This window comes from Mycolicibacterium brisbanense (assembly GCF_001570425.1).
Taxonomy (GTDB): Bacteria; Actinomycetota; Actinomycetes; order Mycobacteriales; family Mycobacteriaceae; genus Mycobacterium; species Mycobacterium brisbanense.
This window is the reverse complement of the sequence record NZ_BCSX01000044.1, coordinates 227,932-249,322: the sequence shown is the minus strand read 5'-3', so window position 1 is coordinate 249,322 and position 21,391 is coordinate 227,932. Positions and strand designations below refer to the sequence as shown.

21 protein-coding genes are annotated in these 21,391 nt (G+C 67.0%); 4 read left to right on the top strand and 17 right to left on the bottom strand.

Annotation, left to right across the window (positions count from 1 at the left end; genetic code table 11):
- Position 1 precedes the first annotated feature (1 nt).
- The 3 genes from RMCB_RS25515 to RMCB_RS25505 are packed head-to-tail and all read left to right on the top strand — an operon-like array spanning position 2 to position 2,699.
- The gene (locus tag RMCB_RS25515; RefSeq protein ID WP_062830967.1) at positions 2-862 is read left to right on the top strand and encodes an ABC transporter permease; all 861 of its coding nucleotides are present in this window, start codon (positions 2-4) and stop codon (positions 860-862) included.
- Complete coding sequence (locus RMCB_RS25510; protein ID WP_029373061.1) at positions 859-1,635, top strand: ABC transporter permease; 777 nt, start codon at positions 859-861, stop codon at positions 1,633-1,635. The genes RMCB_RS25515 and RMCB_RS25510 overlap by 4 nt, the downstream gene beginning before the upstream one ends.
- 35 nt (positions 1,636-1,670) lie before the next feature.
- Positions 1,671-2,699 carry an ABC transporter ATP-binding protein gene (locus tag RMCB_RS25505; protein ID WP_062830966.1) on the top strand — a complete coding sequence of 343 codons (1,029 nt, stop codon included), beginning with the start codon at positions 1,671-1,673 and terminating at the stop codon, positions 2,697-2,699.
- 9 nt (positions 2,700-2,708) lie between these two features.
- Here RMCB_RS25505 and RMCB_RS25500 read toward each other — a convergent pair whose 3' ends face one another.
- The 3 genes from RMCB_RS25500 to RMCB_RS25490 are packed head-to-tail and all read right to left on the bottom strand — an operon-like array spanning position 2,709 to position 4,564.
- Positions 2,709-3,287, bottom strand: a complete 579-nt coding sequence (locus RMCB_RS25500) for an orotate phosphoribosyltransferase (RefSeq protein WP_029373059.1) — start codon at positions 3,285-3,287, stop codon at positions 2,709-2,711.
- Between the two features lie 33 nt (positions 3,288-3,320).
- A complete protein-coding gene (locus RMCB_RS25495; RefSeq protein ID WP_062831017.1) occupies positions 3,321-4,172 on the bottom strand; it encodes a HugZ family pyridoxamine 5'-phosphate oxidase in 852 nt (283 codons plus the stop codon).
- A gap of 2 nt (positions 4,173-4,174) precedes the next feature.
- Positions 4,175-4,564 carry a hypothetical protein gene (locus tag RMCB_RS25490; RefSeq protein WP_062831016.1) on the bottom strand — a complete coding sequence of 130 codons (390 nt, stop codon included), beginning with the start codon at positions 4,562-4,564 and terminating at the stop codon, positions 4,175-4,177.
- Between the two features lie 337 nt (positions 4,565-4,901).
- Here RMCB_RS25490 and RMCB_RS25485 point away from each other — a divergent pair, with 337 nt between their 5' ends.
- Positions 4,902-6,167 carry a maltokinase N-terminal cap-like domain-containing protein gene (locus tag RMCB_RS25485; protein ID WP_062831015.1) on the top strand — a complete coding sequence of 422 codons (1,266 nt, stop codon included), beginning with the start codon at positions 4,902-4,904 and terminating at the stop codon, positions 6,165-6,167.
- Positions 6,168-6,275: 108 nt separating this feature from the next.
- On the opposite strand, the gene RMCB_RS25480 is transcribed toward RMCB_RS25485, so the two are convergent.
- The 14 genes from RMCB_RS25480 to RMCB_RS25415 all read right to left on the bottom strand — a co-directional run bounded on the left by RMCB_RS25480 (position 6,276) and on the right by RMCB_RS25415 (position 21,388).
- Positions 6,276-7,376 (bottom strand): acyl-CoA dehydrogenase family protein, encoded by a 1,101-nt coding sequence (locus RMCB_RS25480; RefSeq protein ID WP_062830965.1) that lies wholly within the window; start codon positions 7,374-7,376, stop codon positions 6,276-6,278.
- An 8-nt stretch (positions 7,377-7,384) separates the two neighbouring features.
- On the bottom strand, positions 7,385-8,545 hold the full coding sequence (locus RMCB_RS25475) for an acyl-CoA dehydrogenase family protein (RefSeq protein WP_062831014.1): 1,161 nt from the start codon (positions 8,543-8,545) through the stop codon (positions 7,385-7,387).
- 96 nt (positions 8,546-8,641) lie between these two features.
- Complete coding sequence (locus RMCB_RS25470; RefSeq protein WP_072278540.1) at positions 8,642-9,463, bottom strand: ABC transporter permease; 822 nt, start codon at positions 9,461-9,463, stop codon at positions 8,642-8,644.
- On the bottom strand, positions 9,453-10,280 hold the full coding sequence (locus RMCB_RS25465; RefSeq protein WP_062830963.1) for an ATP-binding cassette domain-containing protein: 828 nt from the start codon (positions 10,278-10,280) through the stop codon (positions 9,453-9,455). Before RMCB_RS25465 ends, RMCB_RS25470 begins: the two co-directional genes overlap by 11 nt.
- A complete protein-coding gene (locus tag RMCB_RS25460; protein WP_234792240.1) occupies positions 10,277-10,762 on the bottom strand; it encodes a MarR family winged helix-turn-helix transcriptional regulator in 486 nt (161 codons plus the stop codon). Before RMCB_RS25460 ends, RMCB_RS25465 begins: the two co-directional genes overlap by 4 nt.
- A 266-nt stretch (positions 10,763-11,028) precedes the next feature.
- Complete coding sequence (gene glgX / locus RMCB_RS25455; RefSeq protein ID WP_062830961.1) at positions 11,029-13,167, bottom strand: glycogen debranching protein GlgX; 2,139 nt, start codon at positions 13,165-13,167, stop codon at positions 11,029-11,031.
- A gap of 122 nt (positions 13,168-13,289) precedes the next feature.
- Complete coding sequence (locus RMCB_RS25450; RefSeq protein ID WP_062831013.1) at positions 13,290-13,841, bottom strand: isochorismatase family protein; 552 nt, start codon at positions 13,839-13,841, stop codon at positions 13,290-13,292.
- Positions 13,842-13,864: 23 nt separating this feature from the next.
- Entirely contained in the window at positions 13,865-15,163 is a 1,299-nt protein-coding gene (locus tag RMCB_RS25445) for a hypothetical protein (protein ID WP_062830960.1), read from the bottom strand.
- On the bottom strand, positions 15,160-15,597 hold the full coding sequence (locus tag RMCB_RS25440; protein ID WP_062830959.1) for a hypothetical protein: 438 nt from the start codon (positions 15,595-15,597) through the stop codon (positions 15,160-15,162). The genes RMCB_RS25445 and RMCB_RS25440 overlap by 4 nt, the downstream gene beginning before the upstream one ends.
- Positions 15,594-15,779, bottom strand: a complete 186-nt coding sequence (locus tag RMCB_RS25435; protein ID WP_062830958.1) for a hypothetical protein — start codon at positions 15,777-15,779, stop codon at positions 15,594-15,596. The genes RMCB_RS25440 and RMCB_RS25435 overlap by 4 nt, the downstream gene beginning before the upstream one ends.
- The gene (locus tag RMCB_RS25430; RefSeq protein WP_062831012.1) at positions 15,776-17,638 is read right to left on the bottom strand and encodes a hypothetical protein; all 1,863 of its coding nucleotides are present in this window, start codon (positions 17,636-17,638) and stop codon (positions 15,776-15,778) included. The genes RMCB_RS25435 and RMCB_RS25430 overlap by 4 nt, the downstream gene beginning before the upstream one ends.
- A gap of 93 nt (positions 17,639-17,731) precedes the next feature.
- Positions 17,732-18,532 carry a DUF427 domain-containing protein gene (locus RMCB_RS25425; RefSeq protein ID WP_062831011.1) on the bottom strand — a complete coding sequence of 267 codons (801 nt, stop codon included), beginning with the start codon at positions 18,530-18,532 and terminating at the stop codon, positions 17,732-17,734.
- Between the two features lie 33 nt (positions 18,533-18,565).
- Positions 18,566-20,977: an ATP-binding cassette domain-containing protein gene (locus RMCB_RS25420; protein WP_062830957.1), complete on the bottom strand. Its 2,412-nt coding sequence runs from the start codon at positions 20,975-20,977 to the stop codon at positions 18,566-18,568.
- On the bottom strand, positions 20,978-21,388 hold the full coding sequence (locus RMCB_RS25415; protein WP_062830956.1) for a VOC family protein: 411 nt from the start codon (positions 21,386-21,388) through the stop codon (positions 20,978-20,980).
- Positions 21,389-21,391 lie beyond the last annotated feature (3 nt).

Sequence of the window (21,391 nt, the reverse complement as noted above, 5' to 3'; positions counted from 1 at the left end):
GATGCCGGGTGCCGTGGTGATGCGGCGGGTACGCGAAAGTCTGCCGCTGCTACCGTTTCTCGCGGTCGTCACCGTGTTCCTGATCGTGCCGACGGTGACGGTCGTCGTGATGGCGTTCTTCGCCGACGGGTCGTTCTCGCTCGGCCGGATCGCCGCACTGTTCTCGCCGACGGCACTGGCCGCCCTCGGCAAGAGCGCGCTGCTGTCCGGGAGCACCGCGCTGATCGGGGCGGTGCTCGGCGCGGTATTGGCGTGGCTCATCGTGAGCAGTCCGCCGTCGTCGATGGTGCGGCGTTCGGTGCTGGCGCTGTGCAGTGTGCTGGCCCAATTCGGCGGTGTGGCACTGGCTTTCGCCTTCCTCGCTACCATCGGGCTCAACGGCGTGCTGACGGTGTGGGCCCGCGATCACCTGGGCTGGGACCTGGCAGGGTCGGGCTGGTTGTACGGGCTGCCCGGGTTGATCCTGGTGTACACCTACTTCCAGATTCCGCTGATGGTGATCGTGTTCCTGCCTGCCCTGGAAGGCCTGCGCGAGCAGTGGCGGGAAGCCGCCGTCAGCCTCGGGGCGTCAACGTGGCAGTACTGGCGTGAGGTGGCGGTGCCGTTGTTGACGCCTGCCTTTCTCGGGTCGGCGTTGTTGTTGTTCGCCAATGCCTTTGCCGCGTACGCGACCGCCGCGGCGCTGGTCAGCCAGGGCAGTCCGATCGTGCCGCTGCTGATCCGCGCCGCGCTGACCAGCGAGGTGGTGCTCGGGCAGTCCGGGTTCGCCTACGCGCTGGCGCTGGAGATGATCGTCGTGGTGGCAGCGGTGATGCTGGCCTACAACGCATTGGTGCGGCGCACGGCAAGGTGGCTGAAATGACCCGCGCGAGAACGGTGCTGCGTGTCGGGCTGTGGCTGCTGTTCGGATTGTTCTTTCTGTTCCCGCTCTATGCGATGGCCGATTTCTCGACGCGGAACCTGATCGAAGGCGGCCGCACCCTGGCGGCGTGGCACAACCTGGTGGCCGACGAGGCGCTCTACCAAGCGATCGTGGTCTCGGTGCTGCTGGCCGTCTTCACCGTGGTCGCGATGTTGGTGCTGCTGGTTCCGACGATGATCTGGGTGCGGTTGCGGGCGCCGTGGGCGCGACGTGGAATCGAGTTTCTGTGCCTGCTGCCCTTGACCATTCCGGCGCTCGTGATCGTGGTCGGATTGCGCAACGTCTATCTCTGGGTCACTTACTTTTTGGGTGAGTCGGCGCTGACGCTGACGTTCGTCTACGTTGTGCTGGTACTGCCGTTCGCCTACCGGTCCCTCGACGCGGCGCTGGCTGCGATCGACCTGCGGACTCTGTCGGAGGCGGCGCGGTCGCTCGGTGCCGGCTGGGCGGCCACGATCACCCGGGTCATCGTGCCGAACATCTGGCCCGGAATCCTTTCCGCGGCATTCATTTCCATCGCCGTGGTGCTGGGGGAGTACACCATCGCGTCGCTGAGCGGTTACCAGACGTTGCAGGTGCAGATCGTCGCGATCGGCAAGAGTGACGGTCCGACGTCGGTCGCGGCCTCGCTGGCGGTGCTGCTCTTGGGTTTCGTGTTGTTGCTGGCTCTGGCGGTGGTCACTCGTGGCCGCAGGCGGGGCCCGCGGACGTGAGGAGCAATATGGGGCCCGCGGACGTGAGGAGCAATATGGGTCTCTCGGTCGAACTCAACGACCTCACGCGGGTTTACGGCAGCGTCAAGGCGCTCGACGGCCTGACCCTGCACATCGAGCCGGGCGAGATGGTGGCCCTGCTCGGCCCATCGGGGTGCGGTAAGACGACCGCGCTGCGCATCCTGGCGGGGCTCGACGAGGCCACGTCGGGCACCGTGCTGGTCGGTGGTCGTGACGTGAGTTCGGTGCCCGCCAACAAGCGCGACATGGGCATGGTGTTCCAGGCCTACAGCTTGTTCCCGCACCTCACGGTGTTGGACAACGTCGCCTTCGGGTTGAAGATGCGTGGTAAAGCCAAGGCCGACAGGATGTCTCGGGCAGCGGACATGCTGGACATGGTGGGCCTTGGCGCGCACAAGGACAAGTACGCCGCCGAGTTGTCCGGGGGCCAGCAGCAGCGCGTCGCGCTGGCCCGCGCCCTGGCGATCCGGCCGGGCGTGCTGCTGCTCGACGAGCCGCTGTCGGCGCTCGACGCGAAGGTCCGGGTGCAGCTGCGTGACGAGATTCGCCGGGTTCAGCTCGAAGTCGGCACCACGACGCTGTTCGTCACACACGATCAGGAGGAGGCGCTGGCTGTTGCCGACCGGGTCGGCGTGATGAGCCAGGGCAAACTCGAACAGCTCGCCGCCCCGGCGGATTTGTACGCGAACCCCGCGACGCCGTTCGTCGCCGAGTTCGTGGGGCTGAACAATCAAGTACCGGCGGAGGTTTCGCAGGGGCACGCGCGCCTGTTGGGTACGTCGGTACCGACGCTGGCCGGTTCGGTCGGGTCGGGCGGCGGAACCGCGCTGGTGCGGCCGGAGTCCATCACGGTGACCGCTGATGCCGAGGGTGTTGCGCGGGTCAGCTCGGTGGCGTTTCTGGGACCGATCTCCCGGGTCTACGTCGCGTTGCCCGATGGCGCGGTGTTGCACGCCCAGCTGGCGAGTTCGGCCGCCGCGGCGTTCAGCCCCGGAGATCCGGTGCGCGTCGGGGTACAGCCCGCACCGGTTTTGGTCATCTGAACCGGTGGCTCAGACGTCCTTGACCGGTTCGATCCCGAGATCGCGGTAAGTCACCAGCGCGGCGAACGGCACCCCGCGCTTGGCGAAGCGCCCTGTCGCGACGTCGCCCCGGTCGACCATCGGGATCACCCCGGTCACCACCACACCGAGCGGGACGATGCGCTCGTAGGCGATCTCGGTGGATCCGCCGGTGCTGATCACGTCGTCGACCAGGAGGACCTTCATGCCGGGCTGGAGCCGAGTGCCTTCGATCCACTGTTCGCGGCCGCGGCTCTTCTGTTCCTTGCGTACCGAGAACCAGGCCTTGCCGGTGACCATCGCGACGCCGTGCGCCAGCGGATCGGCACCCATGGTCAGGCCTCCGACGGCGTCGAACTCGATGCCACGGGCGGCGGCCAGATCGGCGACCGCACGGCTGACAGTCAGCATCCGCTCGCCGGTGTCGATGGCGTACTTGCCGTCGATGTAGTCGTGGCTGAGCTGGCCACTGGCGAGCCGGAACGGTTCCTCGCGGTGCTCGTAGCCGCGGGTCCGGATCAGGTCGAAGGCAGCTTGCCAGGTGTCCGGGCGCTCGGTCGCATCAGGCATAACGGCGATCGTATTGCACCTGCTCCGGTGGGCCTATCCCGCCTCGGCTCGTCTGGCCAATTCGACTGTGGCAGAACGTAATTCGTCGAACGAGCCGATCGGGGCGGCGTAGCCGACGCGGGTGTAGGCGACCCCGCGGTCGGTGGTGACCCGCAGGTCGAGGCCGTAGCGGTCGGCGCCGGTGCACGCCGCGGTGGTGGCGTCGGGATAGCCGCCGAGGGTGCGGGCCATCGCGAGCAATGATGCGGCGTGATCGGCGTTGAGGTGCTCGACGGCGCCGGCTGCGCGCGGTGACACCGGGTCGGGCTGGGCTGCGGCGTAGTCCGCGCCGGTGGCCGAATCCATCCGCCCGTAGCCGCCGACCCAGCGGACGCGCTGCACCCGCAGCACCCACAGCGAGAAATCGCTGTAGTCGATGTAGTACTTCGCCGCCGCGACCGCCGCGAGGTGGGCGTCGCGGGCTGCGGTGGCCTCGGTTCCCAGAGGGCGTTCGGCGATACCGGCCAGCGTGACGCGGGCGCTGGCCAAGGGGTCCGCGTCGCTTCCGGGTGCCACGATCGCGATGCTTGCCCGCTGATCGGCTGCGAGGTTGCGGCCGTGCTCGGCCATGTTCGACACGCACAGCACCGGTGCCCCGTCGAGCAATCCGTACGTGACGAACGACGCCCAAGGGTCACCCGCGGCGGTGAGGGTGGCCAGCGTGCCGGTGTTGGTCGATGCGGCGACGGTGCGGGCTTCCTCGGCCGCCGATGGCCGGGTGGCTTCGACGGGTGGGGTCAGCGGTGGTGGGACTGTCGGTGCGTCGCCCGGGTTGCCATGGTCGCGCGAGCGACGCGTCCCACCTGAGTCGCGCGAGCGACGCGTCCCACTTGAGTCGCGCGTCAGGATCAACCGCCCAGCGCGGCGATCAGATCCTTGATCTGCGCGGTCTCGGCCTCGGTCGCCGGTTCTTCGGCCTCGACGGCTTCGATGAGGTCCTTGCGCAGCCCGATGCCGTTGGCGGCTTCCCGGGTCGAGAGCTTGGCGCGGCCGCGTGCCACGTAGAGCCGTTGGCCGAGTGTGGCTCCCGGCCCCTCGGCCGCGGCGGTCATGAGCTCGTCGTAGCGGGTACGGACACCGCTGAGCGCGACGATGACCGACGGGGTGACCCGGCTGCGGGCCGCCGCCTCGGACAGCGAATTCTGCAGCTTGCGCAGTCCGCTCAGCACGACCGAGGCCCGTTCGGGGAACTCCGGGTCGCTGACGGGTGGCAGTGCATCGATCGCGGCGGAATACATGTGCATCGCCGCATCAGACAGACCGACGATTACCGGTGCTTCGCCGTCGTTAGGCGCAGACTCACCCACAGGGCCATCCCTCAATCGAATTGTTGGGGCGATCTCTCCGGCAGACCGCCACGGACAAGATCAAATTCGGGGAAAACGTAACCCGTCCCAGGCTCTTATTCAACCGTTAGTTTTCCCGCAAACTCGTGCGTGACAGCGAATCACGTTGCTGGCGGCAGGGATCGGCAGAGACACAGAGAATCGTGACATCGGACGGCGGTTCATCGGGCGCTTCAGTGGGTACGTTTGAGGACTGATGGAGGACATCGACGGAGTCGCCGTGCAGGTTCTGGACATCCCGTTCGACGCGTGGTTGCCGCGGCAGCGGTGGTACGCCGGGCGTGGCCGCACGCTGAGTGCTGCCAGACCGGTGCTCACCGTGCCGCTGACGAGCGCTTGCGCGAGAAACCGACTGGCACTGCGTGACGACTTGTTCCTGGTGCTGCTGGACGCGTCGTATGTCGACGGCACCGTGGAGCGCTACCAGGTGGTCATGGCCATCGGCCGTGACCAGCCTGGTCACGCCGGCGCCGCCATCAGCTCCCACGACGGCCGGACCGCGTACGACGCGTTGTTCGACGCGGATGCTGCGCGCTATCTGCTGAAGCTCATCGATGACGCGGCCACGGTCGGGCCGGTGGAGTTCGCCAAAGAGCCCGGAGCCCGGCTCCCGTTGGATGCCGCGCCACGGGTCTCGACGGCCGAACAGAGCAACACCAGTGTGGTGTTCGGGCGCGACGCGATGCTCAAGGTGTTCCGTAGGGTCACCGCAGGCGTGCATCCCGACATCGAACTCAACCGTGCGCTGGCGCGGGCGGGCAATGAGCACGTCGCGCGGCTGCTGGGGTCGATCGAAACTCGGTGGGACGGTGAACCGTGCGCGCTGGGCGTGGTGTCCGAGTTCGCCGCCGATTCCGTCGAGGGCTGGCACATGGCCACCACCGGTGACACGGATTTCGCGGACGAGTCCCGCCTGCTCGGCGCGGCGGTGGCCTCGGTGCACACGTGCCTTGCCGATGTGCTGGGCACCGACAGCGTCCCGTTCCCGGTCGACGTGATGGTGGACCGGTTGGCGACGGCCACGCAAGCAGTGCCCGAACTGTACGACTACGCGCCGCGTATCAAGCAGCGCTACCGGGACCTCTCGGGCCGCCAGATCACGGTGCAGCGTGTGCACGGCGACCTGCACCTCGGTCAGGTACTGCGCACGCCGCAGCGCTGGCTGCTGATCGATTTCGAAGGTGAGCCCGGAAAACCGTTGCAGCAGAGGCGCCGTCCGGATTCAGCGGTGCGTGACGTCGCAGGCATGCTGCGTTCGTTTGCCTACGCGGCCTATCAACGGCCCGGCGTTGCCGCCCAAGCCTGGGCGGACCGCAATGCCACGGCCTTCTGCGACGGGTACGCCGCCGAATCGGGCGTTGACCCCCGCGATTCCGCGGACCTGCTGGCGGCGTACGAATTGGACAAGGCGGTGTACGAGGCTGCGTACGAAGCCAGGCACCGGCCGGACTGGTTGTCCATTCCGATGGGGTCCATCAACCGGCTCCTGGCCTGAATTTTCCCGGCCCAATTTTCCCCGCGAGCAGACACGTGGGTCCCCGACACGCCGCGTTTGGCGTACCCGAATGTCTGCTCGCCCAGGGAAATTGCGCGCCCAGGGAAACTAGAGCGTGACGATCTGGTAGTCGGCCAGCCCGCCCATCAAGGTGTGCAGCTGATCCTGCGACGATCCGAGGGTGTGCTCGATCGCGGTGAGCCGGGCCGCGTAGTGGCCCACGGGATACTCCGCGGTGATGCCGATGCCGCCGTGCAGCTGGATGGATTCCTGCGAGATGTGCCTGCCCGAGCGGCCGATCTGCAGCTTGGTGCGGGCCGCGATCACCGGATCGAAGTCGCCGTCGGTGATCGACATCGATGCGTAGAGGCCCATGCTGCGGGCCAGCTCCAACGACACGTACATGTCGGCGGCCCGCTGCGTCAGGGTCTGGAACTTGCTCAGCGTGACGCCGAACTGCTTGCGCGCCTTGAGATAATCGGTGGTCAGCCGCAGCGACTCCTCCATGGCGCCGACCGCCTCGGCGCACAGTCCCGCCGACGTGCGGATCAGGGCGCGGGTGATGACATCTGAGGCGTCGACCGCATCCCCGAGCGGCTCGGCGGGCGTATCGGCCAGGTCGATCTGCGCACCCCGCTGGCCGTCGAATGTGCGGTAGCTCTCGCGGGTGACTGCCGCCGCGTCGACGAGGAACAGCCCGGTCCCGCCGTCGGGCAGTACGGCACTGACGATAAGGGTGTCGGCGTTGTCGCCCGCCAGCACGGGGTTCTTGCGGCCGGTGATGGCCCATGAATCACCTTGCTGCACAGCAGTTGTCGCAACCCTGCCGGACGACCGCATGCCGGGCTCGGTGTGCGCGAAGGCCAGCAGGCGCTGCCCGACGGCGACCTCGTCGAGGAGTTGGCGCTGAGCGTCGGTGCCTGCCTCGGCGATGATCGACCCGGGTACCAGCGCGGCGTGCAGCACCGGCTCGGGTGCGAGCCTACGCCCGATCTCAGCCTGCACCACCATGATCTCGAGGGGGCCGCCCGCGTCTTCTTCGAATCCCAGTCCGAGAACGCCGATCTCAGCGAGCTGGGCCCACACCTGCGGGCTGTACCCGGGATCGGTGTCGATGACCTTGTTGCGCTTCTCGGTGTCGTAGCCCGACAGCACGTCGCGGGTGGTGTCGGCCAGCAGGGTCTGCTCTTCGGTCAGCTGAAAGTCCATGATTCAACTCACAATCCGAGAATGGTGGACGCGATGATGGTGCGCTGAACCTCGTTGCTGCCGCCGTAGATCGAGGTTTTGCGGTAGTTCAGATAGTGCGGTGCGGCCTCTTGGGCCCATTCGGGCGATGCGATGGCGTCGCCTGCCTCGTACGGCAGCGCGTCGGCGCCCGCCACCTCGACCAGCAGTTCTGTCGCGGTCTGCTGCAGCTGGCTGCCACGCAACTTCAGGACGGACGATGCGGGGTTGGGCTTGCCGTCGGCGGAGTCGGACGTGACCCGCATCTGGGTGAGTTCCAGTGCCAGCACGTCGTTTTCGGCCTCGGCCAACCGTGCGGCGAACAAGGGGTCCGACAGCAGGCCGTTGGCGGCGGCACGTTCCTTGGCCTCGGCCAGCCGCACCTTGGTGCGGGCCACCTGCGCGATGCCGGTGCGCTCGTTGCCGAGCAGGAACTTCGCGTAGGTCCAGCCCTGGTTCTCTTCGCCGACGAGCTGGTCGGCGGGAACCCGGACGTCCTCGAAGAACACCTCGTTGACCTCGAAGCTGCCGTCGACGAGCTTGATGGGACGCAGCGTGATGCCCGGGGTGTTCATGTCGATGAGCAAGAACGAGATACCCGCCTGCTTCTTCGGGGCCTGCGGGTCGGTGCGGACCAGGCAGAAGATCCAGTCGGCGTACTGGCCCAGCGTGGTCCAGGTCTTCTGGCCGTTGACCACGTAGCTGTCCCCGTCCCGCACCGCGGTGGTGCGCAGCGAGGCCAGGTCCGAGCCGGCCTCGGGCTCGGAGAAGCCTTGGCACCACCAGATGTCCAGGGCCGCGGTCGGCGGCAGGAAGCGTTCTTTGATGGCCTGGGAGCCGAACTCGGCGATCACCGGGCCGACCATGCGGGCGTTGAACGTCAACGGCTCCGGCACGCTGGCCAGCTGCATCTCGTCGAGCCAGATCTGGTGCTGCGTGGGTGTCCAGTCCTTGCCGCCCCACTCGACAGGCCAGTTGGGGACCGCCAGGCCGTGATCGTTGAGGATCTTGTGCGCGGTGACGATGCCGTCCTTGCCGAGGGGCTTGCCCAGCCGGTTGCGTTCGCGAATCTCGGCGGGAATCTGGGTGGTGTAGAAGGTGCGCAGTTCGTCGCGGAACGCGGCTTCCTCCGGTGTGAGCGCCAGTTGCATGACCATCTCCCTGCTCCGTGGATCTGACAGCACACTAAACCACCGGTTGGTTGGGAGGCGAAACGGCCAGGTCAGGGCGCCGTACTCACGAGCCGGTCAGCGCACCAGTCGGCGTAGCAGCGCCGAGGCGGCGGCGATTCCGAGTACTGCGGCGATGATCAGCACAGTGACGTCGACGACCCAGTTGGTCGGCGTGCCGATCAACAGTCCCCGCAGGGCGTTGACCTCGTAGCTCAGTGGATTGATCGTCGACAGCCACCGCAGCCAGGCCGGCATGATGTCGACGGGGTAGAGCGCGTTGGACGCGAAGAACAGCGGCATGGTGATGGCCTGGCCGATACCCATCAACCGGTCGCGCTTGCGGACCAGCCCCGCCAGCGTCATGGACAGGCAGGCGAAGAAGGCCGCGCCGAGTGCGACGATGGCCATCGCGGCGAGGATCCGCAGCGGGTTGGCGGTCATCGGGATGCCCATCAGGTAGGCGAGCACGACGACGCCGACCACCTGCACCACCGAGCGCACACCGGCTGCGAACGCCTTGCCGGTCACCAGCGCCGAGGCCGGCGCCGGCGTCACCATGAGCTTGGCCAGGATGCCCGCGTCGCGGTCCCAGATGATCTGGATGCCGTAGAAGATCGAGATGAACAGGGCGGACTGGGCGATGATGCCCGGGGCCAGGAAGGTCAGGTAGGGCACACCGCCGGTGTTGACGACGTGCAACCGGCTGAAGGTCTGCCCGAAGATCAGCAGCCAGAGCGCGGGCTGGATCAGCCTGGTGAACAGCTCGGTGCGGTCGTAGCGCAGCTTCTGCAACTCGACGAGTGCGAAGGCGCCGACGCGCACGGCCATACCGCGTACCCGGCGCCATCCGCGCGGCGCGAGGACCAATGTGGTCGGGGCTGAGGAATCAACTGACACGGCGTGCCGTCCTTCGGCTCGAGCGGACCGCGCTGATGCCGGCGCGCCGGGTGTCCTCGCCGAGTTCGGAGCCCGCGTAATGGCGGAAGACGTCCTCCAGGGTCGCGCCGTCACCGTCGCCGGACACCGACTGCTTGAGCGCCGCCGGGGTGTCGACGGCCTGCAGCCTGCCGTGGTGCATCAACGCCACACGGTCGCACAGTGCGTCCGCCTCGGCCATGTAGTGGGTGGTCAGCAATACCGTCATGCCGAATTCGGCCTGCATCCGCTGCACCTGCTCCCACACACTGTCGCGGGCAATCGGATCCAGCCCCACCGTCGGCTCGTCGAGGATCAGCAGGAGCGGCCGGTTGACCAGAGCCTGTGCGAGCTCCAGGCGCCGCACCATGCCGCCGGAATAGGTGCCCGCTGGCTCGTCGGCGACATCGAGCAGGTGCATGCCCTCCAGAGCGACCGTGACCCGCTCGCGCAGTTCGGCCCGCGGCACGTCATAGAGCCGGGCGAACAGCTCGACATTCTGCCTGCCGGTGAGCGCCGATTCGATCGAGAGCTGTTGTGGCACGTAGCCGATGTTGTGGCGGATGTCCATGGTGTGCCTGCGGGTGTCCAGCCCGAAAATGTGGACCTCGCCGTGCTGGACCGGGGTCAGTGTGGTCAGTACCCGTACCACCGTGGTCTTGCCTGCGCCGTTGGGGCCGAGCAGGCCGAGCGTCTCGCCGTGGCGCACCTGCAGGCTCACGTCCTCCACCGCCGTGAACTGCCCGTAGCGGTGGGTCAGGTGGCGGCAATCGATGGCGAGTACGTCGTCGGGCGTCATACCTTCGCCTCCTCGGGAGTGTTCTTCAGCTCGGCTTCCTCGTGCAGCAGCCGGGTCAATTCAGCGAGCACGTCCAATCCCTTTGCCAACGCGTCAATTTGACCGGGGTCGAGCTTGGCCAGTACGGCCGACAGAGCCGCGCGGCGCGCGGCCCGCGATTCGTCGGCGACCCGCTGTGCCGACTGCGTGAGCGCCAGGCGCCCGACGCGACGGTCGGCGTCGTCGACGGTCCGGATCAGCAGTCCGGCGGTGACCAGCCGCGACACGAGGGTCGACGCGGTGTTGGGCACCAGGCTGAGTTCGGCGGCGGCTTCCCGCACCGAGATGCCTGGACGGCGACCCACCAGGCGCACGAGTTCTGCCTGGGACTGCGTCAACCCCGCGGCGTCGAAGCCGCCGCCGGTGGATCGGCGCAGCTGCCGCCGAAACCGGCCAACGACGCTGAACAGGTCGCTGATCAGATTTCCGTGTGCATCCACCACGTCGCCCACGATACCTCTGTAGCAGAGGTATTGCCGATGGAGAGCGTGCCGAGAATGGTGTGGGCGCGCGCCCCCGGATTGCCGCAGCCGTGGCCGCAGGGTAGTTGCCGCCGCTCTTCGGCTGCTACCCCCGGCCCGCCCGGCCGGTGGCACGAACTCGAAAGCTCGGTGCCTGCAAGGCGGCCACGGCTGCTACTTGCCGAAGGTACCATACTTCCTGGTACGGCCCGGCGTATCGATACAGTGAGCAACGCTCACCGTGGCGCTCAATCCTTTTCGGCGCGCAGCACCAAAACCGCCCGGGCTTCCACGGTGACCTTCGCTCCGGCCGCCAGGGGTGTGTCGTCGAGGTTTGCGGCGGTGCTGATCACCGGCGTCCACTGGGCCGCGAAGTCCTTCGGCGGCAACGCGAACTCGATCGGTTCGTAGTGCGCGTTGAAACACAGCAGGAACGAGTCGTCGACCACCTGCTGGCCACGCACGTCGAGATCCGGGATGCCGTGCCCGTTGAGGTACACGGCCATCGACTTGGCGTAGCCGGTTTCCCAGTCCTCGGCCGTCATGTCGGAGCCGTCGGGCGCGAGCCAGGCGATGTCGGGCGCACTGGGCGCGCCGGCCTGGCGGACGGGCCTGCCGTCGAAAAAGCGTCGCCGCCGGAACACCGGGTGGGCGGCGCGCAGTGCCGACACCGTCCGGGTGAACTCCATCAACTCGGAATCGGCTGCGGCCCAGTCGATCCAGGAGATCTCGTTGTCCTGGCAGTAGACGTTGTTGTTTCCACCTTGGGTGCGGCCGAGCTCGTCGCCGTGCGAGATCATCGGAACACCTTGGGACAGCAGCAGAGTGGTGAGGAAGTTGCGTTGCTGCCGGGCCCGCAGTTCGTTGACGGCCTCGTCGGTGGTCGGGCCTTCCGCGCCGCAGTTCCACGACTTGTTGTTGCTCTCGCCGTCGCGGTTGTCCTCGCCGTTGGCCTCGTTGTGTTTCTCGTTGTAGGACACCAGGTCCCGCAGCGTGAAGCCGTCGTGCGCGGTGACGAAATTGATCGACGCGAACGGGCGGCGACCGGTCTGCTCATAGAGATCCGAGGACCCCGTGAGCCGCGATGCGAACTCGTCGAGGGTCGCCGGCTCGCCGCGCCAGTAGTCGCGCACGGTGTCGCGGTACTTGCCGTTCCACTCGGTCCACTGGGGCGGGAAGTTGCCCACCTGGTAGCCGCCGGGCCCAACGTCCCACGGCTCGGCGATCAGCTTGACCTGGCTGACGGTCGGATCCTGTTGCACGAGTTCGAAAAACGAGCTCAGTCGGTCGACGTCGTAGAACTCGCGGGCCAGCGTGGCCGCCAGGTCGAACCGGAAACCGTCCACGTGCATCTCGAGCACCCAGTACCGCAGCGAATCCATGATCAGCTGCAGTGAATGCGGGTGGCCGACGTTGAGACTGTTGCCGGTACCGGTGTAGTCCATGTAGTAGCGCTTGTCGTCGTCGACGAGCCGGTAGTACGCGGCATTGTCGATACCGCGCATCGACAGCGTGGGCCCCATGTGATTGCCCTCCGCGGTGTGGTTGTAGACGACGTCGAGGATCACCTCGATGTCGGCCTCGTGCAACGCGCGCACCATCGCCTTGAACTCCTGCACGTGACCACCGGGGGTGGCACTCGAGCTGTATCGCGGGTCGGGAGCCAGGAACCCGATGGTGTTGTATCCCCAGTAGTTCGACAGGCCCTTTTCCTGCAACGTCGAATCGTCGACGAAGTGGTGCACGGGCATCAGTTCGATCGCGGTCACGCCGAGCGACTTCAGATGCTCGATGATCACCGGATGCGCGACCGCCGAGTAGGTGCCGCGGATCTGTTCGGGGATGTCCGGGTGCGTTTCGGTCAGGCCCTTGACATGCGCTTCGTAGATGACGGTGTCGGCGTATTCGTGCCGCGGCGGCCGGTCGGTGCCCCAGTCGAAGTACGGATTGATCACCACCGACTTCGGCATGTGCGCTGCCGAATCCTCGTCGTTGCGGCTGTCGGGGTCGCCGAAGTTGTAGCCGAACAGCGGCTGGCCCCAGTCGATCGATCCGTCGATGGCCTTCGCATACGGATCGATCAGCAGCTTGTTCGGATTGCAGCGGTGCCCGGTGGCCGGATCGTACGGGCCGTACACCCGGTAGCCGTAGTGCTGACCGGGCTCGACATTGGGCACGAAACCGTGCCAGACGAACCCGTCGACCTCGGGCAGCACCAGCCGCTTCTCTGTGCCGTCGGCATCGAACAGGCACAACTCCACGCGCTCGGCGACCTCGCTGAACAGCGCGAAATTGGTGCCCGACCCGTCGTAGGTGGCGCCAAGGGGGTAAGCCTTACCCCGCCAGATTTCGAGTTCGGGTTCCGTGGTTCGCTCGGCTGGATTCACAGTCCGACTTTACGGGTCCGCCGCGCTGCGTGACCATCGGATGGACCGCAGGCCATGCGACCGGCGGGCGGTGATTCACCGGGTTTACCGCGGTTGACCTGGTCGAATGTCGCCGAACGCGGCTAACTGACCTCGACGCCCGCCGACCGCAATTCGTCGATGGCCGCGGCGGTGCTCTGCGGGGCCACCCCTGCGGTGAGCCCGGTGAGCACGCGGGTCCGCAGACCGGCCTTGACCGCGTCGGCAGCCGTCGCCGCCACGCAGTAATCCGTCGCGATGCCCACCACGTCGACGGTGTCCACATCGCGGGCGCGTAGCCAGTCCGTCAGCGTCGTGCCGGAATCGTCGGCACCCTCGAAGCCGCTGTAGGCGGCGGAGTAGTGCCCCTTCTTGAACACGGCCTCCACCGCGCCCGCGTCGAACTCGGGATGAAACGCCGCGCCCGGCGTCTCGGCCACACAGTGCCGCGGCCACGACTTCTGATAGTCGGGGTGTTCGGAGAAGTGCTCGCCCGGGTCGATGTGGAAATCCTTGGTGGCCACGACGTGGTCGTATCCGTGGTCGCCTGCGAGCAGTTCGGTGACGGCCCGGGCGACGGCGGCGCCGCCGGCCACTGCCAGTGAGCCGCCTTCACAGAAGTCGTTCTGGACGTCGACGACGATGAGTGCGCGCATGGTGCTCATTGTGCGCCGCGCCGTCACCCGCCGAACAGTAGATACAACCCGGTGAAGGTGTAGCCGACCATCACCAGCATCATCGACAGCTGGCCGGTGAGCTGATGGCGTTTGGGCAACAGCTGCAACGCGCGGTCGTGCGCCGCGATCACCCCGGCCACGTGCCCCGTGAGCACGAACCCGACCTTGAGACTCGCGAGCACCGAAGGATGAAGCGACAGAATGTAATTCACCTGGACGTTGTCAAGCCTCAGCAGCAGGATCACGGTCTGCTGGCCACGCTCGACGAGGTAGGACAGGTAATGCGCGAACACATAGCCGATGACGATCGGGATGAGCGAATGCGCCATCAGGCCGGGTAGCTGGCGGCGGCGCTGGGCGTCCACGCCGCCGGTGGCCCGCGCGGCGGCGCTGAAGGTGATGGCCACCGTGGTCGCGAACACCAGCAGACCGGCCGTGCGGATGAGCGACGCCTCCGCGGCGGAGCCGGCGTGCGCGTCGACGAAGTTGCGCCACTGCGGCATCGCCGAGAAACTGTCGAACGCCGTCGAGCCCAGCAGCACCGCGAGCGTCGCGATCACACCCGAGCGCACCGGAAGGGTCGGCAGGTGGTTGAACGGATTGCCGATGACGATCCGCCCGTCGTGCCGCCGGAGCGGGGACAACCGCGACGCCACCATGCTGTACACGTCGAACGGATCGGCCCGGGACAGCCATGGCTCACCGCAGCACATCGCGCCTGCGAACGTCACCGCCACGTACGCCACCAGCCAGTAGCGGATGGAGCCGAGCGACGCCGGGTCCGGGCTGGCCAGCTCCAGCCAGACGAACGCGAAGAGCCCGGCGGCGGCAGGCCAGTAGCCCAGCCGTTCCGGGTAGTGCCACGGTTCCCGGCGGACCGCAAGGCGGACGACGCGGTAGACCGTGCGGACGGGTGAGAGCACCCGCCACACCGGCCCGAATGCCAGGGACAGCGCCACCAGGCCCACCCAGAGCAGCACGTAGAACACTCCGGGAAGCGGGTTCTTGGCGTCCTGCGGGCCGAGTGCCGAGGCGATCACCACCCACCCCGCGAAGCCCAGCGCGATCAGCCGCACGGCCCACCGGGTGACCGGTGAATCCACGGTCTCCTGGACCCAGCGCGGCAGGGCCCGGCCCGGCTTGGCCGGGTCGAACCGCGGCCGGCGCCAGGCGAACGCGACGACGGCGAACGTGAAGGTCAGCGTCCACGCGGCGCCGAGGAGCGCATACGTGTAGGGGATCGGGAGATCGGTCGAACCGCCCAGGCCGTGGGCCAGTATGGCGGTTCGGACTGAGATCACTGCTGCACTTGCACGCTGGCGATGGTGCGGTTGAGGTGATGCAGCTCGATCTCGACGATGCCGGGCACGTCGACGGTGAACTGGAACTGCTGACCGGCGCGCGGCTCGATCTTGAAGGTGTGATCGGGCGTCGAGTGCACGTGCAGTTCGTCGGCCGCGTCGCTGTTGACGCGGACCACGATGGGCTCCTTCACCTTGCTCTGCAGCGTCGCGTTGGTCGGTGTCACCTCACCGCCCTTGATGGTCACGTCGATCACCAGGCGGTTGGGTGCCTGCTGCTGGTTGGTCATGTCGGACGGGGCGACGGTGGTCACCGACGGCGTGGTCGAGGTGGCGCTTTCGGCGGTCTTGGACTTGTCCGAGCCGCTGCACCCGGCCGCCAAGAGTGCTGCAGCGGCGGCCAGAACGATCAGTCTGCTTGTACGCGTGGTCACGGTGAATCATCTTCGCCTGTACTGCCCCGCGTTTCATCTTCATCCGCTGCTTCTGCGTCGGTGTCGGGGTTGCGGCGGTCGCGGCGGGCGATGTAGACGATGACGCCGACGACCACGACGGCAGGCACGAAGGCGGGCAGCGCCAGCAGCAGCGTGTGATCGGCCAGATAGGTCTGAGTCACGTTTGCGGCTGCACCGGTCGGGGACCGGAGGCCTTGCTGCCTGCCTCCAACTCCTTGGCGTTGATGCGGCCGGCACCCCAGGACAGGCCTGCGATCAGCACCAACGTGCAGACCAGGACCACCAGCGATGCGACGTTGTACAACCAGCTCGGATGGTTGAGGTTGCGTTCGCGCTGCAGGATGGTGATCTCCTGGACGAACGGACGCGTCGTCGACTGCATCGCGGCTGTCTCGGGTGCGCCGATCCCCGGGTCCGCGGGCAGGAAGATCGGTATGCCGCTCATCGTGGCGCCGTCCTGGACCCGCAGCAGGGTCTTCCACGAGCCGGAGACCGGAATCGGCTGGGTGGACCGGTAGTGCCCGGGGCCGACCTCCTGCAATCGGTCGGCGACCAGCCCCCGGTGGTGCGCCAGGCCGCCCTGCCACGACAGGATCGACACCCATTCCGGGTCGTCGCTGATCAGTCCTGGCGGCGCGATCTGCACGTCGGCGGCCACCATCCGCTGCCCGCCATCGTTCGACAGATCGGTCAAACTGATGGTGGCACCGGCATTTTCCGGGACGTGCGTGCGCAGCCCGTTGGCCACCGCGCCGCCGAGCACCAGGACTGTGACGACGACGATCGAGATGCCGATCGCGGGCCGGGGCAGCCGTTGCCCCGTCAGCACGAGGGCCAGCAACGCGCCGCACATACCCATCGCGATCGCGACGGGTATCGCCATCGCCAGTGCCTCGCCCCACATGCTCCGCGGCCACGGATAGTGGTAGACCGCGCCGATCCACAACGACTCGAGCCACAGCCCGACGGTGGCCACGCCCAGTCCGCCGACCGCACCGAAGACGATGGGCCGCTTGACAAGTGGGGTGAGCGCCAGCAGTTCGACCACCAGTGCGGGGCCGAGATACAGCGCGAACCAGCTGATCGGTGCACCGAGAATCGGGCCGACGATGAAGGCGACGGCGCCACGGAGCGCGACGGCGAATGCGGCGGCGATGAGCGCAGCACCCGGGCCGAGGACGAGCCGTGCCGCGACGGCGGCCAGCGCGGCTGCACCCGCGATCATCATCGGCTGCAGCACGAGGCGGAACTGCTCGACGCCGAAGTCGTACTCGATCTGGAACACCGACAGCCCGATGAACAGGCCGCCGAAAGACAGGAAGTACAGGAACTTGTTGAACTTGCTGTCCTCGGGCACGTCCGGGCCCATGGCCACCCGGCCCTCGTGCTCGAGCAGCAGCACCGCGATCAGAGACAGGCCGGCACCGCCGATGAGCATCAAATGTGTTGGGCCCCAAAGAGTCACGTCTTGGCCGAAGATGCGATGCCAGATGTCGTCGAGCGGGAAGCCGATCAGCGCGTACAGGCCGCACAGTGCCATCAGGACCCCGCCCACGGGGGCGTACCAGGTGCGCGTGATCCTGATCGCGGCAGGCCCTGGTTTGTCGTAGGGCAGCACGATGGCCATCGATCCGGCGATGAACAGCAGGAAGAGGCCGACCAGGATGAAGTAGTGCGCGGGGTTCGCCAGGGGGCCGGGATCGCGGCCCTTGCCGATGTGAAGGCTGACATCCCAGATGAACCCGAACAGTGCGCAGATGATGGTTGCGGTGAACAGGAAGACCTGCAGTGCGACCCAGGGTGGGCGATGGAACTTGCGGCCCAGCCGTTCTGCGAAGCTGCTCAACCACGTGATGCGTCGCATCCGGTGTAGATATCCCACCCACAGCAACGCAACGCTGACCACCAGCGCGGCAGCTGACATGCCGATCACCTGATCGAGCGCCGCGCCGCCGCCCTCGGTGCCGGCCGCAGCCCAATGCGAAACTGCCTGGATTGAGACCTCCGGTGAACCCATCATGATCCCCACCCACTGACTATGTCCGGATGACTTTGGTCAGTGGTGATGTTGCCAGAACTCGTCAGGTCAAAACCAGAGCTTCCCGATCAGCCGCTAACGGTTGCTCCACGGTGTGATCGGGCGATCGCACGGCACACCATCGAGCGTGACGTCGACACGCTCGTCGAAGAAGCAGATCAGGCCGCGTACCGGCCCGGCGTCCTGCAGCGGATCGTGGTACCTCCACGCCACATCGGCCGGACCGTCCGCCAACGAGTAGTAGCTCGCCCGGCCCTTGTACGCGCAGAAGCTGATGGTGTTGCTGTCGGTGAGAGGCGCCGTCACGTCATGGCGCGGCAGGTAGAATCGCGTGGGCAGCAGTGTCTCGAAAAGTAATGTGGGATGGTCGGATTCGGCCAACAGGCGGCCGTCGAGCTCGATGCGGATGTGCCTGCTGCTGCGCAGGATGTCGATGCGATGGAACGGGTCACGCGGGTGGGCGACGATCGGTTCGTCCTCCTCGCGCCACTCGAACGCGGCGAAGTCGAGGATCACATAATCGGCGAGCTCCGGATCGTCGGGTTGATACGCGGCGCCGGCGCCGGTCTCCTCACCCGCGATGACGTCATAGGTGATGCCCGGGCAACTGTGGGTGGTGAACGGGACGGATGGATCGAGAAATCCGGGAATCTCGTCGTCATTGCCCGCGGCGCCTGCTGGGACCAGCCCGGCGGTGAGTGCCGTGCGGGGCACCGCGTAGGTCGGGACGACCCGGCGCGGTTCCCACACCAGCACCGCCTCGCAGGTATCGGCGACCGGTTCACCGCCTATGCACGCACGGATTCGTTTCGCGGTCGGTTGATAGCGAAGCGAGTTGAGACGTTCTGCCAGTAGGTCCGACACCTTGGCGGCCATGTTGACCATTATCGGCCGCCGGACGAACAACTGTCAGGTACCGACGTAATCGGCGAGGTGTTTCCCGGTCAGCGTGGCCCGGGATGCGACCAGATCGGCCGGGGTGCCCTCGAAGACCACCTGGCCACCGTCGTGGCCCGCGCCCGGGCCCAGATCGATGATCCAGTCGGCGTGCGCCATGACGGCCTGGTGGTGTTCGATCACGATCACCGACTGCGCACGCGAGGAGCCATCAGGCCGTTGCCCCGCGTCGACCAACCGGTCCAGCAGGGCCAGCAGCTGGTCGACGTCGGCGAGATGCAGACCGGTGGTGGGCTCGTCGAGAATGAGCACATTGCCTGCCTCGCCCATGTGGGTGGCCAGTTTGAGCCGTTGCCGCTCACCACCGGACAGCGTGGTCAGCGGCTGGCCGAGGCTCAGATAGCCAAGGCCGACATCGCCCAACCGTTCCAGGATCTTTTGCGCGGCAGGAACTTTCGCATCACCGTCGGCGAAGAACTCGGTTGCCTCGGCGACCGGCATCGCGAGCACCTCGCTGATGTCGCGACCACCGAAGGTGTATTCCAGCACCGACGCGTCGAACCGGCGCCCTTCGCACACCTCGCACGGCGACTCGACGGTGGCCATCACCCCGAGGTCGGTGTAGATGACCCCGGCGCCGTTGCACGACGGGCAGGCGCCTTCCGAATTGGCGCTGAACAGTGCGGGTTTCACGCCATTGGCCTTCGCGAACGCCTTGCGGATGGGCTCGAGCAGGCCCGTGTAGGTGGCCGGGTTGCTGCGTCGCGAGCCTCTGATCGGGGCCTGGTCGACCGTCACCACGCCGTCGCGGCCCGCGACTGATCCGTCGATCAACGAACTCTTGCCCGACCCGGCCACCCCGGTGACCACGACCAGCACTCCCAGCGGGATGTCCACGTCTACATCGCGCAGATTGTGGGTGTTGGCACCGCGGATCTCCAGTGCGCCGTCGGCCTTTCGTACCTCCGGTTTGAGCGCGGCACGGTCGTCGAGGTGGCGCCCGGTGACCGTGTCGCTGGCTCGCAGCTCTTCGACAGTGCCCTCGAAGCACACGGTGCCGCCCGCGGTGCCGGCACCGGGTCCGAGGTCGACGACATGATCGGCGATCGCGATGGCCTCGGGTTTGTGTTCGACGACCAGCACGGTGTTGCCCTTGTCCCGCAATGCGAGCAGCAGCTCGTTCATCCGCGCGATGTCGTGCGGATGCAGCCCGATGGTGGGCTCGTCGAACACGTAGGTGACGTCGGTGAGCGATGAGCCGAGATGACGGATCATCTTGGTGCGCTGGGCCTCTCCGCCCGACAGCGTGCCCGACGGGCGGTCCAGCGACAGGTAGCCCAACCCGATCGTGACGAAGGAGTTCAGCGTGTGGCTCAGTGACGCCAGCAGCGGTGCCACCGAGGCATCCTTGATGTCCTTGACCCAGTCGGCGAGATCACTGATCTGCATGGCGCACACTTCGGCGATGTTGCGCCCCTTGATCTTCGACGACCGGGCCGCCGCGGTGAGTCTGGTGCCGTCACAGTCCGGGCAGACCGCGAACGTCACGGCCCGCTCGACGAACGCGCGGATGTGCGGCTGCATGGCGTCGACGTCCTTGGCCAGGAACGACTTCTGGATCTGCGGTATCAGCCCGGCGTAGGTCAGGTTGACCCCGTCGACCTTGATGCGCGTCGGCTCCTGGTACAACAGCGCATCGAGTTCCTTCTTGGTGAACTTGCGGATCGGCTTGTCGGGGTCGAAATATCCGCAGCCCCGGTAGATTCGGCCGTACCAACCGTCCATGCTGTAGCCGGGGATGGTCAGGGCGTTCTCGTTGAGCGACTTGCTGTCGTCGTACAGCGCGGTCAGGTCGATATCGCTGACCGATCCGCGGCCCTCGCACCGCGGGCACATGCCGCCCGTGATGCTGAAGCTGCGGCGTTCCTTGGTGGTGCGGCCGCCCTTGGAGACGGTGACAGCACCCGCGCCGCTGATCGACGCCACGTTGAACGAAAAGGCCTGCGGTGAACCGATATACGGTTTGCCGATGCGGCTGAACAGGATCCGCAGCAGGGCGCCGGTGTCGGTGGCCGTGCCGACCGTGGACCGTGGGTCGGCACCCATCCGCTGCTGGTCGACGATGATCGCCGTGGTCAATCCGTCGAGCACATCGACCTCGGGCCGGGCCAGGTTCGGCATGAAACCCTGGACGAACGAGCTGTAGGTCTCGTTGATCAGCCGCTGGGATTCGGCGGCGATCGTGCTGAACACCAGCGAACTCTTCCCCGAACCGGACACCCCGGTGAACACCGTCAGACGCCGCTTGGGCAGCTCAACACTGATGTCCTTGAGGTTGTTGACACGCGCCCCGTGCACGCGGATGAGGTCGTGGGTGTCGGCCGGGTGAGGCGCCGTGGCCTTTGCGCTCTTGGTCGCTGCCATTCAGCGGATCTCCTGGAGGCGGATGAGGTTGCCTGCCGGGTCACGCAACGCACAGTCGCGGACGCCGTACGGCTGATCGGTCGGTTCCTGGATGATCTCGGCGTCCGTCGCCTGCAGCTTTTCGAAGGTGCTGTCGAGGTCCTTGGTGGCCAGGAGCAGGCTCGCGAAGGTGCCCTTGGCCATCATCTCGGCGATCACGCGTTGCTCCTCGTCGGTGATGCCCGGCGTGGCCTCCGGCGGGAACAGCACGATGGAGACGTCGGGCTGGTCGGGCGGGCCGACGGTGATCCAGTGCATGCCGTTGTAGCCGACGTCCTTGCGGATTTCGAAGCCGAGGATGTCGCGGTAGAACGTCCTGGCGGCCTCCGGGTCATTCTGCGGGAGGAAGCTTGAGCTGATGGTGATGTCCATGTC